The organism is Prevotella sp. P4-67 (genome assembly GCF_002251325.1).
Lineage (GTDB): Bacteria > Bacteroidota > Bacteroidia > Bacteroidales > Bacteroidaceae > Prevotella.
This window is the reverse complement of record NZ_NPJL01000012.1, coordinates 1-25077: the sequence shown is the minus strand read 5'-3', so window position 1 is coordinate 25077 and position 25077 is coordinate 1. Positions and strand designations below refer to the sequence as shown.

The window sequence follows — 25077 nt, the reverse complement described above, 5'->3', positions numbered from 1 at the left end:
CCTATGGTTGGCTGCGCCGTCTTCTCAAGGCCAGTCATCCCCATGCCCGGGCCGACTATTATGTCTACGCCCTCCGGCACATCCTTCGCTGACCCTTTTAGTCTTGATGCCGACGTGCCCACCGCCGCCTGCCCAGCCTGTGCCCCACTTGCTGCCTTGCCGTGTGTGGCTGTCGCGTCGCCGTTCCCCTTTATTTATATTCCACCCCTTGGCGTGGCTCTGCGAGCCGTGCCGCCATGGATGCCGACAGCCCCCAAACCTGCTACGCGTCCACCAACAACAATTATCATTACATAAATAAACAACAAGACTATTATGGCAAATATCAAAAATCTCACTATGGGCAGCCAGCTGCTCAGCGACCCCCGTATCAACACCGTCAGCACCCTCTTCGGACTCTCCAGCAAGGCCGTCTATGTGCCCACCGGCAGCAAGATTTCCTCCAGCGTCTACGAGTATTCCGCCCAGGAGGAAGACAAGCTCAAGCATCTGCTTCCCCTTACCGGCGCAGCGCTCGCCGATGCCGCCCGCAACGTGAAGACCCTCAAGAGCCACGACATCGGCAATCTGCGCCTTGAGGTGTGCCTCTCTGCCGACCACCAGTTTGCTGCCATGCAGCTTTTCCGCTACAGCAACTTCGTCGCCACTCCCGTTACCTCTCTTTCTGTCTACGAACAAGCCGACGCAGCCACTGTGGCCGGTCTGCTGTAGACCGTAGACCTTTTCTGACATATACCTTTGAGGGCAACCATCACCCCTGCAGGCTCCGAGCCTGTGGGTGAGGGTTGCCCTCGTTGTCTTGTCCTGCTGGCGCTTGTCTTCCCCGCCGTGGCGGTGGCGCTGCGGCATTGGCGAGCTGTCGTCGGTCGGTTGCTTGCCGTGTCAGTCGCCCAAGGCTTTGGCCAGTTCTGCTTCCACCTTGTCCATCATCACCGTGGCGAGTGCCACCCGTCCGTCGGGAGCGATGAGATAGAGCGTCGGAATCCAGTTGATGTGATACAGCCGGTCGCTCTGGGTCTCTTTCTTCCACTTCTTCAGTTCGCTGTACTGCCACCACACCATCTTGTTGTCAGCGATATACTTCTGCCAAGCCTCTCTGTTGATGTCATAGGATATACCCGCTATCTGCAGACCTTTCTCCCCGTACTTCTGCCACAGTCGTTGCAGCGCCGGAGTCTCCCTTCGGCAGTCGGGGCACCACGATGCCCAGAAGTTGATAAGCACATACTTGCCCTTCAGGTCGCTCAGCCTTACCGCCTTGCCGTCCTTGCCGGTGCCCACCCTCATGTCGGGGGCTTCGGTGCCTGCCTTGAGCAGGTCGGTGGCATACTTCTCGTCCAAATCTTGTGCCGTGGCATGGGCTATTACCGCCATCAGTGCCACCATGATTGTGATTATTCTTGTCTTCATACCTTATATTATTATAGTTGCAAAAGTAGCCATTTCTTTCTGCCTCGCCGCTATGCCGATGGTTAAAAAAGTGGAAAACGCCACAAACTCGTCATGTCCCGTCATCCTGCAGTCATCCTCCGCCCATATCTCCGCATCCGTTCCATCTCCATTTATATCCCTAATTGCCAAGTCTACTAAGCAAATGGTACGGATGAAAACTTTTTAACGGCCAATATTTTTATTTATCTCCATTTTTATTTCGGGCAAACACTATTATTTCGTAAATTTGCATCACAATAATCGTTATAATAGAGCGAAAATGAATAAAAGTCATATCCTATGGGGATGCCTGAGTTTGCTCACGCTCACCTCTTGCTTCAAAGACGAGGCTCCCAATGCCGAGTGCGACATCGTCCAGGCATGGATACATGCCGACGACCCCTCCGCCATGTTTTACCAGGCGAGCGACAGTCTTGTCTATGTCATTTCCGACAAGACCGACATCCGCTTCACCGTCCGCCGCAAGGCCGACATCACCGCCCTTGCCCCCCAGTTTGCCATTACTCCCGGAGCCGTCATGACTCCCGCCAATGGCAGCGTCCACGATTTCTCCCAGGGCCCTGTCGTCTATCGTGTCACCTCTGAGGATGGCGCCTGGCACCGCGACTACACGGTGTCTGTCGTCCCTGTCACCCAGACCGTGAGCGACGAGTATAACTATGACTTTGAAAACTATCGTCTCAACAGCAAGAACAAGTACTATGTATGGAGCGACGAGGAGCATGGCGTGATGACCGACATCTGGGCATCAGGCAATGGCGGCTTCAACGTCTCCAACTCCAATGCCGCCCCCCTCGAATATCCCACCATTCCTCTTGAAGATGGCTTCGAGGGTAATGCCGTGCGCCTCGTCACGCGCAAGACCGGCGCCTTGGCGCAGACGCTCAACAAGCGCATCGCCGCGGGCAACCTCTTCCTCGGTGAGTTTGACCCCCTCGGTGCCCTTCAGGACCCCCTCAACGCCACTCGCTTCGGCCGTCCGTTTGACAAGCGTCCCAAGCAGTTGAGTGGTTACTATCGTTATACCCCCGGTCCCACCTTCCAGAATGTCGATGGCTCTCCCGTCGAGGGCAAGAAGGATGTCGCCGACATCTACGCTATCTTCTACCGCAACCATGATGCCAATGGCAATGCCGTGACCCTCAATGGTGCCAACGTGCAGACCAGCCCGCTCATCGTCGCCAAGGCCATCATGTCCGAGGTGCCCCCCACTACCGAGTGGACCCCCTTCAGCGTAGACTTCACCTATCTCTCTGAGATAGACCTTGACCTGCTCGAGAACCGAGGCTACAGCCTTGCCATCGTCTTCTCATCGAGTGCCGACGGAGCCTACTTCCAGGGCGCCATAGGCAGCACCCTCGACATCGACAAGGTGCGTCTCATCTGTGAGACCCAGGAGTAACCCCCATCCATACATCCAATGACAACGACAATGAAGAAAATCACCATACTCACCCTGCTCATGACCCTGGCGCTCACCGCCAGCGCCATCAGCCTGCCCGACAGCCTCAATTACACCGTCCGCCTGGGCTACAACATCGGTGGCACGGCGCCCATAGGCATGCCTGCCACCATCCGCAAGATGAACAAGTTCTACTTCAAGCCCAACTTCTCTCTGGGCATCGATGTCCAGCGCGACATGTGGGGCTCGTGGGGTCTGCTCACCGGTCTCCACCTCGAGAACAAGGCGATGAAGATCGACGCCACCGTCAAGAACTACCACATGGAGATGACTAAGGACGGCGACCGCATCGAGGGCGTCTACACCGGCAATCTGGTGACCGAGTGCGAGGAGTGGATGCTCACCGTGCCCGTCAATGCCACCTTCCGTACCGGTAATGTGTTGCTCAAGTGTGGCCCCTACATCTCCTATGTCTCCACGCGCGTCTTCAAAGGCCATGTCTACGACGGCTATCTGCGCGAGGGCGACCCCACCGGCACACGCATCGAGCTGGGCAATACGCCAGACTCTTGGGGAACCTACGATTTCAGCGACCAGATGCGCCATCTGCAGCTGGGTGTCAACCTCGGTGCCGACTGGCAGTTCCACCACCGCTGGGGCGTCTATGCCGACCTGGCGTGGGGCGTCACGGGCGTACACCGCAGTTCGTTCCACACCATCGAGCAGACGCTCTATCCCATCTTCGGCACCGTGGGTGTCATCTACAGACTCAAGTAATAACAGAATAAATATTCTAAACACACGATTATGATGAAAAAACTACTTACACTTTGTGCTGCCCTGGCCTGCACTATTGGTGCGACAGCCACTGGTTATAAGGGCGGTCTGTCCGTGGTGCTCAACGGCACCCCTTCCAGTTATCAGCAGGCCAATATTGAGGTAATACGTCAGGATGACGGCAAGTATGAACTTAAGCTCGCTGACTTCGTGATGCCCAACGGCGACGGCAAACTCTACGTGGGCACCATCGACATGCAGAACGTCGAGGCTGTCGAGAGCAACGGCGAGACCATCCTCAGCGCTGCCCAGCAGATAACCATAGCCCCTGGCAGCGACCCCGACCAGATGTGGCTCGGTCCCGCTCTCAGCGTTACCCCTATACCCGTCAAACTCAAGGCCAGCCTCAAGGGCAATGCTCTCCGTGCCAGCATCCACATCCCCTTTGCCACGATGGGTCTGGATATCGACGTGCTCTTCAACTCGACCGTTCTGCAGATTCCCAACTCGGGCTTCGAGGACTTCCACATCGAGAAGTCGGGCAGCAAGTCGGGCTATGAGCCCAACCACTGGCACTCCTTCCTCAGCGCCACTGGCATGTATGCCTCTACGCAGAATGCCTTCAGCGACATCCACACCAGTGTCAGCAAAGATGTGCGCCCCGGCACTGTCGGCAAGTCGAGCATCCTCGTCAAGGCCACCAGCATCTTTGGTATCGTAGCCAACGGCACTATCACCACCGGCCGCATGAATGCCGGTGACCTCTCTGCCACTTCTCCGCTCAACCACGCCTTCCTCGACCTCACCAATGCCGACAAGGATGGCCATGGAGATCCCTTCTACACCAGGCTCGCCGGCCGCCCCGACTCTTTGGGCGTCTGGGTCAAGTTCCGCCAGGCTGTAGCCCAGCCCGACGACCCCCATGCCAGCCTCAATGCGGTCATCACCGACGGCACCCGATACCAGGACCCACAGGACAAGGAGTACGACAACATCGTGGCCAAAGCTACCGACACCCTCATCACCAGCCAGAACGAGTGGGTACGCCTGTCCATCCCCTTCGACTACGCCACCTATGAGGCCAACCGTGCCGAGGCGTGCGCCATCTTGGTCACCATGTCTACCAATGCCCACCCCGGTAAGGGTAGTGCCGGCGACGAGTTCTATATCGACGACCTCGAGCTGGTCTATCTGCCCAAGGTGCGCGGCATACGTGTCTTCGGCAATGAGGTCCAGAACTTCGACCCCGCCGTCAGCGACTATGACATCCGTGTGCCCGAAGAGCCCACAGCCGATGTGGTTGTGCCCACAGCCCCAGGCTATACCACCGCAACCTTTGTCAACAAGGCTGCACGCACCATCAGCCTCGTGGCTTTCGGCGACGACCTGCAGCGCCATACCGTCTATACCCTCAAGTACACCGTAGACCCCACGGTGACCAATGGCATAGACTCTGCCACGGCTGGTGGACATGACCAGGTGGTGGCTGTGTATAACATCAACGGACAGAAGGTAAGTGCCATGCAGCCCGGCCAGCTCTACATCATCCGCTATGCCGACGGCACTACTGTCAAAGTGATGGGCAAGTAAATATGTACCTTATTATAATATAACCGGCGGAGGATGCTGTCTGTACTTGTGGTGCAGATGGCGTCCGCCGCCGTCTTTTTTCAACCTAATCTGAACCTCTCTCATGGACATAATCTTTCACATCGAGTATTACGTTTACGCCGGCGAACAGGTAGCAATCAATATTGTCGATGCCGCCGACGGCGTCACCCTCCACCGTCATCTTATGAATACCGATGACAATGCCCACTGGACCTTCGACTGGAACGCCGACGCATGGACTGCCGACGCGGCCGACTATTTCTTCACCATCGAGCATGCCGGCACCACGCTGAGGCGCGAGTGGACCACCATCCGTCATCGTCTCGACCTGCCGCGACGCCCGCAGACCTCGGTGAGGGTCTATTGCCGATGGATAGACATGCCCCACGACACCTATAGATACAGCTCGGCGTTTACCGAGTGTCTCCATCCCCATCCCGTACACCCCGTCCATTCGCCCGGCGACCGCTGCGTGCGACTGGTATGCCGTGCCCCGCAGTTGCGCTCGGGCCACCGGCTGGTGCTCACCGGCTCCGACCGCATCCTCGGCGAGTGGAACCCGCAGCAGGGCATCCCCATGACCGAGCACGGATACAACGAGTGGGTGGCAGAGATAGCCGCCGACCTGCTCACCGATGCCCACCTCGAGTTCAAGTTTGTCATCATCCCCGACGACTCTTCTTCCCCCATCTGGGAAGAATGCTCCAACCGCCATCTCACCGTCACCCCTGCCTCCGGGCTTGCGGTCTACGAGCTCGACCAGTCGTTCTATCCCCTCTCCGACGAGCGCGTGGCCGGCACCCTCATCCCCGTCTTCTCGCTGCGTTCCGAGGGCAGCTTCGGCGTGGGCGACTTCGGCGACCTCTCGGCGATGGTCGACTTTGTGGCTTCCACCGGACAGCGGGTGCTGCAGGTGCTGCCCATCAACGACACCACCGTGACCCACACCTGGACCGACAGCTATCCCTACAGCTGCATCAGCGTCTTTGCCCTTCACCCCCAATATGCCGACCTGCGCCAGCTGCCGCCGCTTGCCTCTGCCAGCCGCCGCGACTACTATGCCCGTCTGCAGCAGCAGCTCAACGGGCTTCAGCAGATAGACTATGAGCGCATGATGCAGGCCAAGGAAGCCTATCTCCATGAACTCTACGACCAGGAGGGTGCAGAGATGATGGCCACCGACGCCTTCCGCACCTTCTTTGACGAGGCTGCCCAGTGGCTGGTGCCCTATGCCCAGTATTGCAGGCTCCGCGACACCACGCGCACCACCGACTTCAGCCGTTGGCATGGTCATACGGCGTGGGATGAGGCCGACCGCGCAGCCCTCTCCACCCCAGGCTCCGTCGAGTATGCCGAGGTGGCTTACTACTACTTCGTACAGTACATCCTGCATACCCAGATGACGGATGCCCACGACCATGCCCGCCGCTGTGGCGTCATCCTCAAGGGCGACATACCCATCGGCGTTCACCGCCAGAGCTGCGATGTGTGGATGGAGCCCGGCTACTTCTGTCTCGACGGTCAGGCGGGCGCTCCACCCGATGATTTTGCCGTAGATGGGCAGAACTGGAGGTTCCCCACCTACAACTGGCAGGCCATGCTCGACGACGGCTGCCAGTGGTGGAACCGCCGCTTCACCAATATGGCACACTACTTCGACGCCTACCGCATAGACCACGTCCTTGGCTTCTTCCGCATCTGGGAGATACCCATCCACGCCGTGCGCGGCCTGCTCGGACAGTTTGCCCCGGCGCTGGCGTTTACGCCCGAGGAGATAGAGTCCTACGGGCTCCATTTCTCTACCGCCATGCTCGCCCCCGTCATCACCGACGACATGGTCGATACCCTTTTCGGCGACCGTGCCGGGAGCGTGCGCCACTACTGCCTCGACGCTGTGGGCAACGGCACCTACACGCTGCGTGCCGACTACGACACCGAGCGCAAGATAGCCGACCTCGTCGAGGCTGGCCGCTGCGACAGTCAGCTGCTCGGCGGACTCTACACCCTCGTCGACGATGTGCTCTTCCTCGCCGACCACCGCGTGGCGGGTACCTATCACCCCCGCATCTTAGCCCGCAAGACCTGGGCTTACCGCCGTCTCTCCGACAGTGCCCGTCGCGCCTTTGACCGTCTCTACGACGACTTCTACTACCACCGCAACAACGGTTTCTGGTATGGCGAGGCGATGAAGAAACTGCCGCCGCTCATCGAGGCCACCCACATGCTCGCCTGTGCCGAAGACTTGGGCATGGTGCCGTCGTGTGTGGCGCCCGTGATGGAGCAGTTGCGCATCCTGAGTCTGGAGATACAGACCATGCCCAAGGCCTCGACGCGCTTTGCCGATGTGAGCCGCTATCCCTACCGTTCGGTCTGCACCTTCTCGTCGCACGATATGGCGCCCCTGCGTCAGTGGTGGGACGAGGACCCGCTGCGCACGCAGGACTATTATGCCTCTGTGCTCCACCACGATGGCGAGGCGCCTCACCCCATGCCTGCGTCGTTGGCAGAGGAGGTGGTAGCCGCCCATCTCGCCTCGCCCTCGATGCTCTGTGTGTTGAGTTTGCAAGACTGGCTCGCTCTCGACGACCGTCTGCGGTTGGCCGACCCCAACGGCGAGCGCATCAACATCCCCGCCAACCCTCACCACTACTGGCGGTACCGTATGCACATCACCATAGAGCAGCTATCTGCCGACGCTCATTTCTCCCAGCATATCAGTGAGATGATTGAGAGGGCGGGGAGAAAGTATTAGAAGCCCCAACCCAGCCCAAAAGCCCCTCCCCATGCCCTCCCCAAGGGAGGGCACTGAAAAACTAAAACCCACTATCAAATTGAAAGTTGATGACGGAGAAACAGCTGTTTTACCCTTTATTATCTGTCTATTTTAGCCTTATTTTAGGCGATTTGCAGAAAGAGAAGTTACAAATCGTAAGCATTTTCCGTTTTGGTCATAAAAAAAGGGGACTTTTTCAGTGCCCTCCCAAGGGGAGGGAGCTCTTTTCTGCTGTGTTTGAGATGGTTGGGTGCAGCTCCTTCCCCTTGGGGAAGGTTGGGATGGGGCCTCTATGTTGGACGGTACGCACCCCCGGCAACTCTGTAGGAGTTGCGATTTCATAGCCCAGGGTTGAGGCGTGCAGCGCCTCTACCCTGGGTATATGTATAATAAGGTGTAGCAACGCTGTAAGTGTTGCGGTTAGCCGAAGGCGTTATACTCAATCTGATAATAATCACCTCCCCATTCCTATCCATTATCCTGCTGCGGGTAACGCCTACGGCTAATCGCAACTCCTGTAGAGTTGCCAGGTTAGTGGGGGCGCTTACCCAGGGTAGCGTGCTTCGCCCGCAACCCTGGGCTGGGGAAACGCAACTCCGTCAGAGTTGCTGCTGCTTGCGGGCTTTCTGCCAACAATAGCTCCCACATTGCTGCTGCTTGCGAGGTTCTATCTATAATATCTCCCCACATTGCTGCAACTTGCGAGGGTATGCCCCTTTATCACTGTACCATATTCACAATAAATATATGGATGGGTGGTGAAATCGGTACGGCTATCATAATTATCATGATTTACTATAAAAAAAACGGCGCATCATTTCGCGCAAATTGAAATAATGGCTATATTTGCACATCATCATCTTTATCTATGTCACAATCACTGAGTAAAATATATATCCATCTCGTCTTCCATGTCAAATCGACGAGCCCGAGAATATCCGGGGAGGAAACCCAACATCTGCATGCCTATATCGGCACTGCTATCAACAAACTTGGATGTTCCACCATCATTGTGGGTGGTACCGGTGACCACGTACATGCCCTTTTTGTGCTGTCGCGCGAGGTAACCATATCCCAAGTGGTTAAGGAGATAAAGCGCAACAGTACTGTGTATCTGAAAAAACTACACCCCTGCTACAACCATTTCGCATGGCAGAATGGCTATGCCGTTTTCTCCTTCGGCCAATCGGGCGTTGACAATGCCACAAAATATATCAGCAACCAAGTCGCCCATCATGCAAAGGTCAATTTTGAGGATGAGTACCGCCTGCTATTGGAGAAATACAATATCGAGTACAATCGCGACTATGTCCTGCAAGATTAGGCTTGGCGGATGCCAATGTTAATTGAACGCCCGCATCGGTTAATGAGGCGACAGCAAATGGTAATCCCCGCACTCGTTTGAGGTTATGTGGTGTGTATGGCACGTGCCAAGGCATTATGTGAGTAGTGTGCGGTGTATGGTACGTGCCCAATGGGAATATGTGAGTAGTTTACGGTGTATGGTACGTGCCCAATGGGAAAATGTAAGTGGTATACGGTGTATGGCACGTGGACAATGGAGATATGTAGTTAGTCCATAGAGGGATGGTACGCACCCCCGGCAACTCTGTAGGAGTTGCGATTTCATAGCCCAGGGTTGAGGCGTGCAGCGCCTCTACCCTGGGTATATGTATAATAAGGGTAGCAACGCTGTAAGTGTTGCGGTTAGCCGAAGGCGTTACCCGCAGCAGGATAATGGGCAGGAATGGGTTGGTGGAAACCATAAGATTGAGCATAACGCCTACGGCTAATCGCAACTCCTGTAGAGTTGCCAGGTTAGTAGGGGTGCTTACCCAGGGTAGCGTGCTTCGCCCGCAACCCTGGGCTGTGGAATCGCAACTCCGTCAGAGTTGCTGCTGCTTGCAGGGGGACATTACGTGTTCTCCCCACTATTTACTGCTCCTGCGAGGATGATGAAACAAAAACAGCCACCCGTGTAATCCTGATTATCATGCAGGGCATAACACCTATGGACTAATCCTTTTTTCCCGGCGCGAGCCGGGCTTTTTTTCCCGCCGTAGGCGGACTTTTTGTATTTGTAGGTTTTCAGCCTGCCTATGGGCAGGCGCGACTGGGTGGGGCGGTGAATATCCGAGAGCTTGCTCTCGTGGATATTTCCGCTCCACTCTGGCGCATAGGGCGAAGCCCTGAAAAGCTGCAAATCTTTTTGTGTTATTCTCCCATTGCCTTTCTCCCTGTTTTAGAATGACTTTGGAGCTGTGCTGATTACCTCTGCTGGCTCGTATCATTTGATACGTGGGCACGTGCCTATTGAACCGTGAGCTCGTGACTTATGATACGTGGGTACGTATCGTATGATACGAGGTGGCTGACTTGGTCGCGGGGGCGCTCTCGGCACTCTCCTTGGCGCTGGCGCCGTCAATAAAAGTTAAAAGAGTGGGTGGGGTAGTTAAATATCTTGAATTTCTGCGGGGCTGTTGGCGCTGTGTATACGATTTATCCTTAAATTTGCGATTGACAATATACATCTAACAACTCTTGAATCGCTTGATTACTAAGTCTGATTCTGTCTCATCTACAGTGGACTAATCCATTACGAGAGTTAACGAGGCATTACTTGCGGCCGTTGCACCATAGTGCTGTGCCACAACCGCGCCCCGCTGCGGCCGCCCTAATTAATCCAATAAACTAACACACAACGGACATTTGTGGCTGTCCCTAACTAAACTCCTACCATTATGAGAAAACTAAACCCTGTTTCTCGTTCTGCCCCAAAGAGAGGCAACAGTTGCTTCTTGGGCATCGGCACATCCATGCGCTTGATAGCCATTCTCCTGTGCTCCCTGTTTTCTACCGCCGCGTTCAGCGCCCCTACTGCCACCGACTACGGTCTGAAGGTGGCTGGCGTAGATGTGACCAGTGACAACTGCGCCGACCTGAGCGTCATCGACGGCGTCAAGGGCACGGTGAGCTACGACCCTGCCACCAAGACGCTCACGCTCCAGGACGCGACCATCGACAAGGCTGACGAATTCACTATCGAAAACAAAAGCGTAGACGGACTGAAGGTAAACATCGTGGGCACCAACAATCTGAGTACAACGAAATTCGCAAGTATAAGTATTGAAAAGACAACGACCTTCCAAGGCTCTGGAACGCTCAAGGTAAAGGGCAATTCTTATGGAATCAGTGTCGGATACGACAATGTGGATATCATCATCCGTGATTGCAAGATGTATATAGAGGGAGAATGGGGTATAGACGGATTCGTTAGGAATACCACCCTTACCATCATCAACGCTAACATCGAAATAAACAGTCTCAAAGAGGTGATAAGCAGGATGGACAACCTCTCTCTCCAGCGCTGCGCCATCACCGAGCCCGCCGGAGCCATATTTGACGCATCGCAGCGATGCATAGTTGTGGACGGAGCGCGCGTGACAGGCAAACTGGTGATAGCTCCCGAGAAACCCGTATTCAAGGTGGCTGGCGTAGAGGTGACCGATGCCAACAGTGGCAATCTGACCACCATCGTCGGCGTGGAGGGCAAAGCCTCGTACGACCCCGAGACGCAGACGCTCACGCTCGACAATGCCACCATCACCACCAACGCAGTGGCGGGTATAGCCAACGAGAGCGCAACGGGACTCCAGGTAAAACTGGTGGGCAACAACACCATCACCTCGGCGTCGGCTGCAGGCATGGTGATAGGCAGACAGACCCGCATCGTAGGCGACGGCAAACTCAAGGTGACCAGCACGGGCGCGAGCGCCATACTGATGCAGGGCGCGCCCCTCAGCATCGAAGACTGTAGCGTGGTAGCCGAGGGCAAGTATGGCATCTATGCCGACAAGGGCGATGTCAAGGAGGTGCTCACCATCCGCACGGCGAGTGTCGAGGCACAGGGCGCGAGTGGCTCTATCGCGGGGCTCAGCAATCTGCTGTTAGACCGTTGCATCATCAGCCAACCCCAGGGTGCAGCCTATGACAAGGCGCTCAAGGGCGTGGCAAAAGACGGTGGGCTGGTGACCGACCGCGTGGTGATAGACATAGAGAAATACGGACTGCTGATAGGCGGTATCGATGTGACGAGCGCCAACTATGACGCCATCGACAAGCTCCGTGGTGTGACAGGCTCCTTAAGCTACGACCCTGCTAAAAAGATTCTCAGAATGGCGTATGTCAATATCCCCACCGACGACGACAAGGTGGCGGTACACAACCAGTCGGTAGACGGTCTCAAGATAGAAATGACAGGCGATAACACCATGAGTGGAGGCACAGGATGTATCTTAGAACGCCCCACCACCATCACAGGAAGCGGTAATATGACCATCACCGGCACTAAGGGCTGCGGCGTCGCGCTCAAAAACACCATGCTCACCATCAAGGGCATCGAGGTGAGAGTAAGCGGTGCGACCGAAGGCATAAGCGGCGACAAGTCGGCAGGCTGCGGACTCGCTGTCAACGATGCCCATGTCGAGGCAGAGGGCAGCCAGGGGTCTGTGGTAGGCATCAGCAAGCTCCAGCTCAATACGTGCTACATCAAGGAGCCGTCGGGAGCCGTCTTCGACGCCACTCTCAAGGGCGTGGCAGCCAAGGGCGCGCTGGTCAAGGAGAAGGTGGTGATGACACCGCCCATCAAGTATGGTGTGATGGTGGCTGGCGTAGAAGTGACGGTAGACAACTGCGCCGACCTGAGCGTCATCGACGGCGTCAAGGGTACGGTGAGCTACGACCCCGCCACCAAGACGCTCACGCTCCAGGACGCTACCATAGACAAGCCGGGCGACGATAATATCTACAACTATGGTCTGGATGGTCTCAAGATAAAGGTATTGGGTACCAATAGCCTGACCTCTGACCACAGCATAAGCATTAACCTCAAAGAGGAGACCACCTTCGTAGGTAATGGTACGCTGAAGATAAAGGGCTATTATTACGGCATCGGTATCAGAAGAAACGAGGTGAACTGCACCATCAGCGAATGTAAGATATATATCGAGAGCATGGCGGGCATAGACGGTAACTTTGCCAATAACGACCTCACCATCCGAGGCGCGTATATAGAACTCGACTGCCGCAACGATCTCATCTCCAGCATCACCAATCTCCATCTCGTAGACTGTGAAATCAAACAGCCCAAGGGTGCTGTCTATGACACAGCGTTGAAGGCTATAGTTGTGGATGGCGTGAAACAGAAGGGCAAGTTAGTCATAGAGCCCACCAACGTAGGCATAGGCGCCATAGACGCCGACGTGCCCGCCCGCAAGCAAGGCATCTACACGCTGCAGGGCGTCAAGGTGGCGCAAGACTGGAACTCTCTGCCTCCCGGCATCTATATCCGCGATGGCAAGAAGATGATTAAGCGGTAGCAGAAGCCCCTGCTGAAAGCCCCTCCCCAGCCTTCCCCAAGGGAGGGCACTGAAAAAGTCCCCTTTTTTTATGACCAAAACGGAAAATGCTTACGATTTGTAACTTCTCTTTCTGCAAATCGCCTAAAATAAGGCTAAAATAGACAGATAATAAAGGGTAAAACAGCTGTTTCTCCGTCATCAACTTTCAATTTGATAGTGGGTTTTAGTTTTTCAGTGCCCTCCCAAGGGGAAGGAACTGCACAAGCGGCCCATAATCCACTCTCCCATACCACATCTATACGGGTGAAGATAAACAGAGTTTTCCGCAAGCAACAGCAACGCTGTAAGTGTTGCGATTCCCCAGCCCAGGGTTGCGGACGAAGACCGCTACCCTGGGTGCAAGTACGACCATTATAGCAACGCTGTAAGTGTTGCGTTTAGCCGCAGGCGTTACCGCACCAGGTTGATGGGCGGAAATATATAGGACGATATTATCAGATTGAGTATAACGCCTTCGGCTAAACGCAACTCCTACAGAGTTGCTTCTCTTTATTATGTCAGTACCCAGGGTAGAGGCGCTGTGCACCTCAACCCTGGGCTATAAAATCGCAACTCCTACAGAGTTGCCAGGGGTGCGTACCATCCACGATGGGCTAACTATATCCATTGCCCCAAAGAGGCCACATCCAAACCACCACACGCCACATCCAAACCTTCCCCAAGGGGAAATGCCATGGAGGAGGCCGGTTTCACCCGCGCAGTGTTTAAGGAGATTGTGGCGCGCACTTTCTCCTTGACGAAGGTTGGGAATGGGCTCTCTTTGGCATCGCTGCAGGTGTCGCGCCTTGCCGTAGGCATGATACTCAATCTGATAATAGCCTCCTACCCATTCCTATTCATTTTCCTGCTACAGGTAACGCCTACGGCTAATCGCAACTCTTACAGAGTTGCCATATTAGTGGGGGCAGCTACCCAGGGTAGAGGCGCTGCACGCCTCAACCCTGGGCTGGGGAAACGCAACTCCTACAGAGTTGCCAGGGGTGCGTACCATCAACTATGGGTTGATCATACATAATGAACGAAGGCGCACCATCCGCAATGGACTTACCATACATGACCCTGGAGTGCGAGCCAACCACAATGGACTTGCCATACATGGCCTACAGGTGCGAGCCAACCACAATGGACTTACCATACATGGCCCACGGATGCGAGCCTGCCACAATGGACTTACCATACATGACCCAGGGATGAGCACTATCCACAATGGACTTACCATACATGGACATAGAGTCCACAAGCAGCAGCAACTCTGTAGGAGTTGCGATTAGCCGAAGGCGTTACCCGCAGCAGGAAAATGAATAGGAATGGATTGGTGGATATTATCAGATTGAGTATAACGCCTACAGCCAAACGCAACCCTGGGCAGGGAAAGCGCAACTCCATTACCTTTCGCTGCGCATTGCGCCGAGGCAGTTACCTTCGGTTCGGCGTTACTGCCACATGAGGGATGCCTCACATAACTTTCCTCAAGGGACATCAAACACGCAATCAGCATGCATTAAAAAAAGGGGGGAGGCTCGTTGCGAGCTCCCCCCCTTTTAAATCATGTTCAATTGTGAGATTCCTGATATTAGTAGATTATTGTTTCTTGGGCAACCATGTACAGATTTTCTTGTCCTTCCAACCATCTACCGATGAGTAATCAACCATATGGATGTTGCCGTCGGTGGTGGGCACGAGGAACTCCATGCGGGTGCCTTCGCGTGTGGGCTTCACGGGGGTGATCTTCACCTCGCCGTTGGCATCTGCCACTACCTGTACAGGTTTGTTGTAATCAGCGTCAATATTTTCGTCGCGCGCCAGCACCATGGGGCCGTAGATGACAGCCTGGTAGTTCCAAGCGTCGGGGTTGCTGCCGTGGGGCGCGTCGATGAGGCGGCATCGCATGTCAAAGGTCAACTCTATCTTGTCGCCCTTCTTCCACTTGCGTGTCAGGGTGAGATACTTGCCAGCCACTACGTTGTCGATGGCTTTGCCGTTGACCTTGACGATAGTGTTGGTGCTCCATCCGGGGATGCGGAGCATGAAGTCGTACTTCTCCTTCTGTGCCTCGTCGATGGTGATGGTCGCAGTGTTGGCGAGTGGGAACTTGGTGTCGATGGTGAATGTCACGGCGTTGCCCTTGAGGGTCTTGGCTGTGGCTGTGGCTGCGTTGTAGAGGTTTACGACGGGTCCGCGGTCGTTCTGCATCACGGCTACATAGGGTATATATGCCAATCCCATAGGTCCGCTCAGGTTGCAGCAGGTCACAGCCATGCCGTCGATGGTAGTACCCCATCCTCTGTCGGTCACCTTCTGACCGTTGAGCAGGTTGACGTAGCTGAATCCGTTGCCACCGGGCTTCATGGCACCGATGAGTCCGTTGTAGACATATTTCTCGATGAAGTCGACAGCAGAAGCGTCGCCAGTGATGCGCAGGATTTGGCTGCAGAGCTTCATCCAGGTCACTCCGGCGCAGGTCTCCATCATGCGCTCTATCTTGGGGTTGGTCTGCTCGAGGGCAGTATCGTCCCATGCCTCACCTCTCCACTTGGGATAGTAGGGATAGTCGGCACCACCGTTACCGATAATGGTAATCTCGTATTTCTTCAGGTTTTCAAAGAGGTTGAGCGTAGCCTGCTTCCACTTCTCCTCGCCGGTGCAGCGGTAGTACTCTACCAAGCCTTCATAGACCGAGAGCATCTCATAAGCCTTGGGGTAGCCATTGCCCATGAGTCGAGGACGTACGTTGTCGAGACTCTCCTGGAAGATGTTGGCGCCACGGCATCCGCCCTTCTTGATGAGATAGGTACAGAAGTCGAGGTAGCGCTTGTCGCCGGTGAGCTTGTAGATGCGCATCATGGGCTCCATCACCGAGTAGCTCTCGATGCCAGTGCGGCTCCATCCCTGGGTATTGATGTCTACCTTAGGAGCGTCGCCTATCTGGTCTATCACGCTGTTGGCCTCGGCAATCATCAGTTTGAGCACGCGTGGGTCTTTCTCCACATGTGCATAGTACTGCGAGAGTCCGAGCATGATATATTTGCGCTCCCAGAGGTCGCCACCCTTGGAGTCGGGCTGCTTTTCTACGGGCGAGCAGGCTATAGCACCGTTGCTCTGCACATACTTGAACACCTTGTTGACGGTGTGGACCAGTATCTTCTTGAGTTCGGGGTCCTTGTTATATGCATAAAGCATGGCTCCACTGCGAACAGCCTTGGCCCACATCTCACCAACAGCGAAATTGGGTCGGTTGACGTTGTTATCGTAGAACTCCATGAGGCGGTCGTAGGGCACGACGCCCTTGTTCCAATGCTCAACACTGTTGTGGATGTCATTGTCGAAGTATCCATGGAGCTGGATGCTGTGGTCTGAGAGTGGAGAAATCAGGTCTTTAACTTTCTCGTTTTGCGCAGAGGCAGACAGAGCGAGCATCATGGCTGCTCCGAGGCATAAGGTCTTGGTGATATTAGTCATGTTACTTTCAGAATTTGGTGCAAAGGTAAATATATAAATAGGTAGGGCGCCGGATGTCGTTGTTAATAAATGTTATTCGGCTCAAAACATGTGCGCAAAATTGCGCAAAAAAAAGAGAGACACTCCCCGCATGAGGAATGTCTCTCTTTATTTCTTGGGTTTTACCCTTGGGGATGCCGTTATTAAGCGTTGGTGTTAACCACTCTCTTTTCACGGATGCGGGCAGCCTTACCAGTGAGCTTGCGCAGATAGTAGAGCTTAGCGCGACGAACCTTACCTACCTTGTTCACCTCGATAGAATCGATGTTGGGTGACTCGATGGGGAAGATACGCTCAACGCCTACAGTACCAGACATCTTGCGAACGGTGAAACGCTTCTTGTCACCGTGGCCTGAAATCTTGATTACTACACCACGATAGAGCTGGATACGCTCCTTAGAACCCTCGACGATTTTGTAAGCGACAGTTACGGTGTCTCCTGCACGGAACTCAGGGAACTTCTTGCCGGTTGCAAACGCTTCTTCAGCAACTTTAATTAAATCCATTGTTGTTTTTAAATTAAATATTGTTTGTCGTTCCAACCCAACATGGCATGACAACTCTTCCATCAACCAGCGGTTAGGCCGAAAAGCGGTGCAAAATTACTATTTTTTTCACTATGTACCAAATATTTAGGTAAAAAAACAGCTTCTCGGCTCCCATTTTTGTCACTCCCATTTGCCGGCCTTGAAGATTTCATAGAGCGCCTTGGACCATTGCGCATAGCCTTCTTTCTTGAGATGCGGGTCTTTCGAGAGATAATAGTCACGCACGTTTTTCAAATTGATACCACAGTATTTTCCCACTTCCAGCACTCGGCAGTTATAACGCTGGGCAATGGCACGCTGCACTGCGGAAAGCTGCATCCACTTGCGGTTGCGCTCGGTTTTCTCGAATGCCTCCTCGTCAAAGGAGCCGTCGGCGCGCAGCACTTCCGGTGCATTGAAATCAAAATTGAAATAAGAGGGCATGAACCAATAAATCTCCGTGTTGGGGAGGTTGCTCTTCAGATATTCCATCAGTCCTTTATAGCACGACCACAGGCTTACTTTATCCGTCCAGTTGCAACTTTTTGTCCAGCCCGAAGCATCCTTTCCTGTATAAAACACCACATACTCTTCCACACGAGGCCCATCGGTGACAGCTACTTGCAACCCGCTCTCCTTGGTGTCGACCCAGACCTTGTTGTTCTTGTCATAATAATAGGAGATGGTGAAACTGTTGTCGCCGTTGTCTACGGCCGACCACCCTGCTCCATAGAACTTGGAAGCTAACCACTCTCTGGTTTGTGCCACGCTCATGCCGGCAGGCAATGTAAGATTCACCCTCGGGCTTCTACCTACATGAAAACAAATTTCACCTCCATGCTTTGAGGGCGCGATGATTTCTATACGGTTGCCATGCCTGTTGGGATTGGCATAGGGGAATACCAGCATGTTGCCCGCAGCCCGTTGGGCTTTCGGAGTAGCCTTCAGAATTTTCCGCAGAATTTTCTCACAATAGGCCTTGGCAGCTTCTTTCGAATCCAGCACACTCTTGGCTGCAGTTCGCTTGCTGCCCTGCATCCAGGGTTCATCGTCAATACTTCCTTCCACACCCGTGTCAGGGTCTGTGAAGTTCATATCGTTGGTGTTGGAAATCATAATGATGTCGATGGGCAGACTATCCTTGAGTGCTACCAAAAGCTTTGCCCTGCCCAGAGTGCCGTTCATGGTAGCAGGAGCTGAATCTGAACCACCATAGGAAATGTACCTGCGGTTGAGTTTGGGGTAGAAAATGCATCCCGTTTGGTCAGCAAACTGTTGCTGCCAGGGCGTCCCGTCTCCCAAACTGTCGAAGAGTGTCCAGAATCCTTTCCCTTGCAAAATTTTCTCCTGCGCATGCAGCTGCCCCCATAGAGGCAACAGCATGACCCATACTACAAAAAGTTTTTTCATGATAAATGTGTTATTTGTTTAGTGAATAATGATCAGACGCTACTGGTTGAGCACACGCTGCAGGCGGCTTATACGCTCGCCGGTGGGCATCTGGGTGTGCTCAAGTCCGCCCCAGCCGAATACCTTCAGGGCTTCGTCGATGCGCTTCAGGGCGCGACGGTTGCCCTTGGCCTGTAGTTCTGCTCTGAGCAGACGCACCTTCTCGCAGCACTGTATGCCTTCGACCAGGCGGTCGAACCTCATGCTGCTGCGGCCACCGGGATAGACGATATAGGTGTCGCCGGCGGGCCAGGAGCGGAAGCGGGTGTCGCGCATGGGGTCGGCAGTCCAGCTGTTGTAAGCCCAGCGCAGCAGACCGTCGTATCCCTGCACCATGGCGTGGATGGGGATGAAGGCGCCCTCGGCGGGGTCGGAGAAGGTGAAGGTGTTGGGGAAGCTCTCGGTACAGCATATATAGCAGGTGGTAGACTGACCGCGGCTGCGGCGCTCGGCGATGATGCTGCGGTCGAGCGGGCTACCGTAGGGAACGCTCAGGTCGGCGAGCTCGTGCTCTATCTCCTTGTGGTAGTTGCCGGCGAGGGTGATGTGGAAGTCGGCATCGGCTTCGCGTATCACAGCGATAGCCGACTGCATATCTTCGAGCTGGCGTTCGTCCATAGAGATGGCGGCACGCTCAAACCAGCCACGCTGGCGCAGGTGTCGGGCGAAGTCGCGCAGGAAGGGCAGCCAGTAGTCGCGGTAGGCGGCGTCTTGCGGACGGGCGTTGACAAATTTCACCGTATTGGAAGCCTGGTCGTAGTAGTCGAACTGCAGCGCCCAGGGTATCATGGTGTAGCAGTCGATGGTGCCGGTGATGCCCACCTCGCGGGTCATGAACTCTACCCAGCGGTCAAACACGGTGTAGTCGTATTTCCACTGTCCGTCGACGGTCAGCGTGCGCTGTATCATGCTGCCGAAGGGGTCTTCGGTCTGTCCGTTCCAGGGGTGGTGCATGATGCTGGCAGTGATGGACTTCTGTCCGGCGTCGGCAAGCATCTTCATCACGGGGAGCATGGCGTCGAAGTGCTCGCGGCTCCACAGTTTCACGTTCATGACACGCGCCACGGCGTAGGGGTTCTGCCACAGGTCGAGGTCGAAAGCCCAGTCTTTGGGCGCAGGCAGTTGGCGGCTGCCCACCTTGACCTCGAGTGCCACTTCGGCCTTCTCTCCCTTGTCGCCGGTGAGGACTATCTTACCTTTATATATACCCGCGCGCGTGATGGCAGGCACCCACACGTTGACCCAAACCGGGCGGGTGGTGCAGCGGGGGATACGGTCGATGTGGGGACCATAGACCATGTCGGCGACCATCGACGAGTCGAAGTCGGCCTTGTTGGGACGGTGCCCGCAGTTGGATTTGCCGTTATGGTTGAGCTCGTCGGTCATCACATATCCCACAAATCCGGCGTTGACGGCCTTGGCGTCTATCACCTCTCTGCCACAGGTCAGGGCTGTAGCCTCTACGCGTGGCGATACGATGTCGTGGCGCGTCCATACCACAGCCTGAGCCATGACGCGCTCGCCAGCCCATGCGTCGAGCCTCAGGGTCTTTGCCATGCGCCCACGGGGCACGTTCATCTTGGCGTAGCGGACATCGGTGGAGCCCCACGCCATTTGCACTGCATCGGGCACGCGCGCCCATACCTCGTTGCCGTCGTGCGGCTTGGTGTCGGTCAGTTCGCTGGCCACCAGGGTGTCTGTCTGTGCCCACATCGGAGCCACAGACAACAGGAGAAACAGAGAGAATAGAGTCTTCTTCATACCTTGTATAATTATTGTCAGTAGACAAAGTTACTACAAAGTCAAGACAATGCAAAGGAAAGTTCCAGTTAATTTGCCCTCTACCCTGCCCCGAGTGGCGGCGGTGAGGGTGGCGGCGGTGAAAATCTGCACCTGTTTACATTCTTTAAGCCCGAATAGTTGGGCGGTTGTCGCTTTTTTGGTAATTTTGACCTATATAATTATAAAGATTAAGAATATGACATGGATTATTGTTTTGGTAGTCGTCGTACTACTCGCGTTGTGGCTCGTAGGCCAGTACAACAACCTGGTGCGCATGCGCAACAATCGTGAAAATGCTTTCGCCAACATCGATGTGCAGCTCCGTCAGCGCTATGACCTCATCCCCCAGCTGGTGGCTACCGTCAAGGGATATGCCACCCATGAGAAAGAGCTGCTGCAGCGCGTCACCGAGGCACGCACAGCCGCTATGGGAGCCACCAATATCAACGACAAGATAGCCGCCGACAACCAGCTTACCGGTGCGCTCGCCGGACTGAAGGTGCAGCTCGAGGCCTATCCCGACCTCAAGGCCAACCAGAACTTCATGCAGCTCCAGACCGAGATAGCCGACATCGAGAACAAACTGGCTGCCACCCGCCGCTTCTTCAATTCAGCTACGCGTGAGCTCAACAACGCCGTACAGGTGTTCCCTTCCAACATCATCGCCCAGATGTTCGGTTTCCACAAGGAAGTGATGTTTGAAATCCCCCAGACCGACCGTGAGGCTATGGACAAGGCCCCCGAAATCAAGTTCTGAGCCTATGCAGTATGTTGGTATGATGACGCAGATACGGCGCAACAACCTGCGCAGCGTGCTACTTCTGCTGTCTTTCCCGCTGATTATCCTTGCCACGGTGTGGGTGTTCCTCGCCATCATCCAGTCGATGGGCGCGCCACCCGCTGACGCCTATGGCAATGTGGCTGCCGAGGTAGACTACGACGCCGTCAACCGTTCCTTCGTGGCCATCGCTCCCTGGGTGGTGGGCATCGTGGGTGTGTGGTTCCTCATCGCCTACTTCGCCAACTCCTCGATGGTGCGTGCCGCTACGGGAGCCCGCCCGCTCACGCGGAGGGAGAACCCGAGGGTATACAATATCGTGGAGAACCTCTGCATGACCTGCAACATGGATATGCCCCAGATCAACATCGTCAACGACCCTCAGCTCAACGCCTTTGCCTCGGGCATCGACAAGAAGAGCTACACCGTGACCGTCACCACCGGACTGCTGCGCGTGCTCAACGACGACGAGCTGGCGGGAGTGCTGGGCCACGAGCTCACCCATATCCGCAACCGCGACACCCGTGTGCTCATCACGAGCATCGTCTTCGTGGGCATCGTCTCGACGGTGATGAGCGTAGTGATGCACATGATGTTCAACGCCATGTTCTACGGCTCTCACAGCCGCAGCCGCGACGAGAAAGGCTCGGGCGTGAGCATCATCATTGTGATGCTCGTGGGCGTGGTCTGCTGTGCCGTGGCCTACTTTTTCACCCTCATCACGCGCTTTGCCATCTCCCGCAAGCGCGAGTATATGGCCGATGCCGGTGGCGCCGAGCTCTGCGGCAATCCGCTCGCACTGGCTTCGGCACTGCGCAAGATATCTGGCGCCCCCGGCTTGCAGGGTGTGCAGCGCCAGGATGTAGCCCAGCTCTTCATTATCCATCCCCAGGCTCTCACGAGCGGCATGATGGGCTTCTTCGACTCGCTCTTCAGCACCCACCCCGATACCCGCAAGCGCATCGCGATACTCGAGCAGTTCTGAAACCACTCTTCTGCCGACAATCATCATCGAGGGAGAGACCGCCAGACGGCATGTTGCCATGGCGGTCTCTCCCTTTTTGCGTGCCCCGAGCATGAAAACAGCAGCCGTAATAAAAATATTGCCAAAAAACCAAGGTCGATTGGTGGAAAATAAGTAACTTTGTACAAACAATCTAATCAACATCATGCAGAAAAGCAAGTATTTGGTAACCAACGAGCGCGACCAGCTCTGGGGACTCACCATCAGTACGGTGGGTTATGAAGAGATAAGCAATGGTGAAGAGTATCCCACCAGCGGCCATGCTGACGGCTATTATTTTGATGTCAACAAGGGTCGTGAACTTCATGAGTATCAATTGCTCTATGTCACCCGCGGCGAGGGAGTCTTTGAGACTACCAACCAGCGACCGACCCGTCTGCGCGAGGGCGACCTCTTCCTGCTTTTCCCCCATGAGTGGCACACCTACCATCCTGGTCCACAGGGATGGAACTGTTATTGGATTGGTTTCAGCGGCCGCAATGTCGACGACCGCGTCCGTGCCGGCTTCCTTACTCCCCAACACCCCATTTACCATGTAGGTTTCTCCGATACCATCACCCGTCTCTACGACGAGGCTTACCATGCCGCCGTCCAGGAGGCAGCCTATTCGCAGCAGTTGCTGGCAGGTATAGTCAACCACCTTATAGGTTTGATGTATTCGCTCGAGCGCAATATCCTTCTGAGCAAGAACAGTGAGCACGTCGATATGATCAACCGTGCACGTTTCATCATGCGCAAGGAGGTAGAGAGCGACCTCACCGCGCAGCAGATAGCCGAACAGCTGGGCGTGAGCTACTCCAGCTTCCGCAAGCTCTTCAAGGAGTATACCGGCATCTCGCCCGCGCTCTACCAGCAGGACCTCAAGCTGCAGCGAGCCAAGGAGCTGCTCTCCACCACCGACCTCTTCGTCAAGGAGATAGCCTATATGCTCAATTTTGATTCGCCCGACTACTTCTCTTCCAAGTTCAAGCGGAAGACGGGACTCAAGCCGAGCGACTTCCGGAATATAGATAGAAAATAGAGTTATACATTAATCATAAGAATCATGAAAAGTATTTTAGACGGACGCCCTCTCCTGAAGAAGGAGATTGACCAGATAGCCGAAGTGGCTGGTTATTTGTGGCAGAATGGATGGGCTGAGCGCAATGGTGGCAACATCACTGTCAATATCAGCAAGTATGTGGATGACGAGTTGAGGCACATGCCTGCCCTCGGCGAAATCAAGCACATAGGCATCACGCTCCCCCATCTGCGTGGTTGCTACTTCTACTGCAAGGGTACCGGCAAGCGCATGCGCGACCTCGCCCGCTGGCCTATGGACAACGGCAGCGTCATCCGCATCCTCGACGACTGCGAGACCTATGTCATCATCGCCGACAATCTCGTCCAGCCTACATCAGAGTTGCCCAGCCACCTGGCCGTGCACAACCGTATGATAGAGAAGGGTTCACCCTACACCGCCACGGTTCACACCCACCCCATCGAGCTGGTGGCTATGAGTCACAACAAGAAGTTTATGGGCAAGGATGTGCTCACCAACATCCTTTGGAGCATGATTCCCGAGACCAAGGCTTTCTGTCCGTTAGGTTTGGGCGTAGTGCCTTATCAGTTGCCCGGCAGCCTCGGACTGGCAGAGGGAACTCTCGCCGAGCTCGAAGACTACGACGTGGTATTGTGGGAGAAGCACGGCGTCTTCGCCAAGGGCCTCGACGCCATGGATGCCTTCGACCAGATTGACGTACTCTCCAAGAGTGCCAAGATATACATCAATGCCAAGTGCATGGGCTACGAGCCCGATGGCATGAGCGAAGAGCAGCTCAAGGAGATGACCGTGGCATTCAATCTGCCTAAGTAGGATACAACTGAAAGCCCCAACTAAGGCCCTCCTAAAGCCCCACCCCAACCCTCCCCAAGGGGAGGGAGTCCCTTCTTACTGTGTTTAAGGCGGTTAGAAGATGCTCCTTGCCCTTGGAGGTGGTTGAGATGGGGCTTATTGTTGCTTTTCGCCCCTTGGAGAGGATTGGGGAGATGCCTCTGTTGGGCTTCTCTTTTTTTATTTTGCTCCTTTTCAGCCTGCCTTGCGCAGGTGCGGCGCTGAGGTTGGTGTCGGATATCCCTGAGATGGTTCTCGGGAATATCCGACACCAACTTTTTACGCAGAGGGCAAAGCCGTGAAAAGGAGCAACGCCTTTCCGGCTCTTATATCCATACATTGCATACCGCGGAGGGATGGTTACAACCGCCCGCGTCTATCATTGGCGGCTCGTAACGGTTGATACGTGTCCTCGTAACAATTGATACGTGACCTCGTGACTTATGGCACGAGCCCTCGTAACGGCTGATACGAGCCAACCGAGGGCGTCCCCCTTGGCGGGATAATGGACAGGAAATTGGTGGAGTGCATTATCAGAGTGAGTATAATAACATTCTCCCTTACATTTCAGTCCACTATCCTGCTGTGGGTAACGCCTTCGGCTAACCGCAACTCCTACAGAGTTGCTACACCTTATTATATATATACCCAGGGTAGCGTGCTTCGCCCGCAACCCTGGGCTGTGAGTGTAAGCCCCTCCCCAGCCCTCCC

At 55.0% G+C, this 25077-nt stretch carries 18 protein-coding genes; 11 read left to right on the top strand and 7 right to left on the bottom strand.

The window, feature by feature from the left end; all coding sequences use genetic code 11:
• Positions 1-315: 315 nt before the first annotated feature.
• Positions 316-711, top strand: coding sequence for a hypothetical protein (locus tag CIK92_RS01835; RefSeq protein WP_094387970.1), 396 nt, complete (start codon positions 316-318; stop codon positions 709-711).
• 171 nt (positions 712-882) lie between these two features.
• On the opposite strand, the gene CIK92_RS01830 is transcribed toward CIK92_RS01835, so the two are convergent.
• Both CIK92_RS01830 and CIK92_RS13640 read right to left on the bottom strand, forming a co-directional pair.
• Positions 883-1410, bottom strand: coding sequence for a TlpA disulfide reductase family protein (locus tag CIK92_RS01830; RefSeq protein ID WP_094387969.1), 528 nt, complete (start codon positions 1408-1410; stop codon positions 883-885).
• A 3-nt stretch (positions 1411-1413) separates the two neighbouring features.
• Positions 1414-1581, bottom strand: coding sequence for a hypothetical protein (locus tag CIK92_RS13640; protein ID WP_158214707.1), 168 nt, complete (start codon positions 1579-1581; stop codon positions 1414-1416).
• Positions 1582-1711: 130 nt separating this feature from the next.
• Between CIK92_RS13640 and CIK92_RS01825 the strand changes: the two genes are divergently transcribed.
• The 6 genes from CIK92_RS01825 (at position 1712) to CIK92_RS01795 (ending at position 13393) form a co-directional block, all read left to right on the top strand.
• Entirely contained in the window at positions 1712-2854 is a 1143-nt protein-coding gene (locus CIK92_RS01825; RefSeq protein ID WP_094387968.1) for a PCMD domain-containing protein, read from the top strand.
• Between the two features lie 30 nt (positions 2855-2884).
• Positions 2885-3631, top strand: coding sequence for an outer membrane beta-barrel protein (locus tag CIK92_RS01820; RefSeq protein ID WP_094387967.1), 747 nt, complete (start codon positions 2885-2887; stop codon positions 3629-3631).
• Positions 3632-3661: 30 nt separating this feature from the next.
• Positions 3662-5221 carry a calycin-like domain-containing protein gene (locus tag CIK92_RS01815; RefSeq protein ID WP_094386648.1) on the top strand — a complete coding sequence of 520 codons (1560 nt, stop codon included), beginning with the start codon at positions 3662-3664 and terminating at the stop codon, positions 5219-5221.
• Positions 5222-5324: 103 nt separating this feature from the next.
• Positions 5325-7994, top strand: a complete 2670-nt coding sequence (locus CIK92_RS01810; protein ID WP_094387966.1) for a 4-alpha-glucanotransferase — start codon at positions 5325-5327, stop codon at positions 7992-7994.
• Positions 7995-8883: 889 nt separating this feature from the next.
• Complete coding sequence (tnpA, locus tag CIK92_RS01800; RefSeq protein ID WP_094387964.1) at positions 8884-9339, top strand: IS200/IS605 family transposase; 456 nt, start codon at positions 8884-8886, stop codon at positions 9337-9339.
• Between the two features lie 1417 nt (positions 9340-10756).
• Entirely contained in the window at positions 10757-13393 is a 2637-nt protein-coding gene (locus CIK92_RS01795; RefSeq protein ID WP_144289297.1) for a hypothetical protein, read from the top strand.
• 1623 nt (positions 13394-15016) lie between these two features.
• Here the strand turns inward: CIK92_RS01795 and CIK92_RS01780 are convergent.
• The 4 genes from CIK92_RS01780 to CIK92_RS01765 form a co-directional block, all read right to left on the bottom strand.
• Positions 15017-16894 (bottom strand): beta-L-arabinofuranosidase domain-containing protein, encoded by a 1878-nt coding sequence (locus tag CIK92_RS01780; protein WP_094387960.1) that lies wholly within the window; start codon positions 16892-16894, stop codon positions 15017-15019.
• A gap of 182 nt (positions 16895-17076) precedes the next feature.
• The gene (gene rplS, locus CIK92_RS01775) at positions 17077-17439 is read right to left on the bottom strand and encodes a 50S ribosomal protein L19 (RefSeq protein WP_094386923.1); all 363 of its coding nucleotides are present in this window, start codon (positions 17437-17439) and stop codon (positions 17077-17079) included.
• A gap of 162 nt (positions 17440-17601) precedes the next feature.
• A complete protein-coding gene (locus CIK92_RS01770; protein WP_144289296.1) occupies positions 17602-18870 on the bottom strand; it encodes a hypothetical protein in 1269 nt (422 codons plus the stop codon).
• A 39-nt stretch (positions 18871-18909) separates the two neighbouring features.
• Positions 18910-20670 (bottom strand): DUF4091 domain-containing protein, encoded by a 1761-nt coding sequence (locus tag CIK92_RS01765; RefSeq protein WP_094387958.1) that lies wholly within the window; start codon positions 20668-20670, stop codon positions 18910-18912.
• 217 nt (positions 20671-20887) lie between these two features.
• On the opposite strand from CIK92_RS01765, the gene CIK92_RS01760 reads away from it, so the two are divergent.
• The 4 genes from CIK92_RS01760 (at position 20888) to rhaD (ending at position 24348) form a co-directional block, all read left to right on the top strand.
• Positions 20888-21448: a LemA family protein gene (locus CIK92_RS01760; protein WP_022310415.1), complete on the top strand. Its 561-nt coding sequence runs from the start codon at positions 20888-20890 to the stop codon at positions 21446-21448.
• A 4-nt stretch (positions 21449-21452) separates the two neighbouring features.
• On the top strand, positions 21453-22454 hold the full coding sequence (locus tag CIK92_RS01755) for a M48 family metallopeptidase (protein ID WP_022310414.1): 1002 nt from the start codon (positions 21453-21455) through the stop codon (positions 22452-22454).
• Positions 22455-22638: 184 nt separating this feature from the next.
• On the top strand, positions 22639-23514 hold the full coding sequence (locus CIK92_RS01750; protein ID WP_094386926.1) for an AraC family transcriptional regulator: 876 nt from the start codon (positions 22639-22641) through the stop codon (positions 23512-23514).
• Between the two features lie 24 nt (positions 23515-23538).
• Complete coding sequence (rhaD, locus tag CIK92_RS01745) at positions 23539-24348, top strand: rhamnulose-1-phosphate aldolase (RefSeq protein WP_094387957.1); 810 nt, start codon at positions 23539-23541, stop codon at positions 24346-24348.
• 31 nt (positions 24349-24379) lie between these two features.
• Here the strand turns inward: rhaD and CIK92_RS13635 are convergent, their stop codons facing one another.
• Positions 24380-24706 (bottom strand): hypothetical protein, encoded by a 327-nt coding sequence (locus CIK92_RS13635; protein ID WP_158214706.1) that lies wholly within the window; start codon positions 24704-24706, stop codon positions 24380-24382.
• Positions 24707-25077 lie beyond the last annotated feature (371 nt).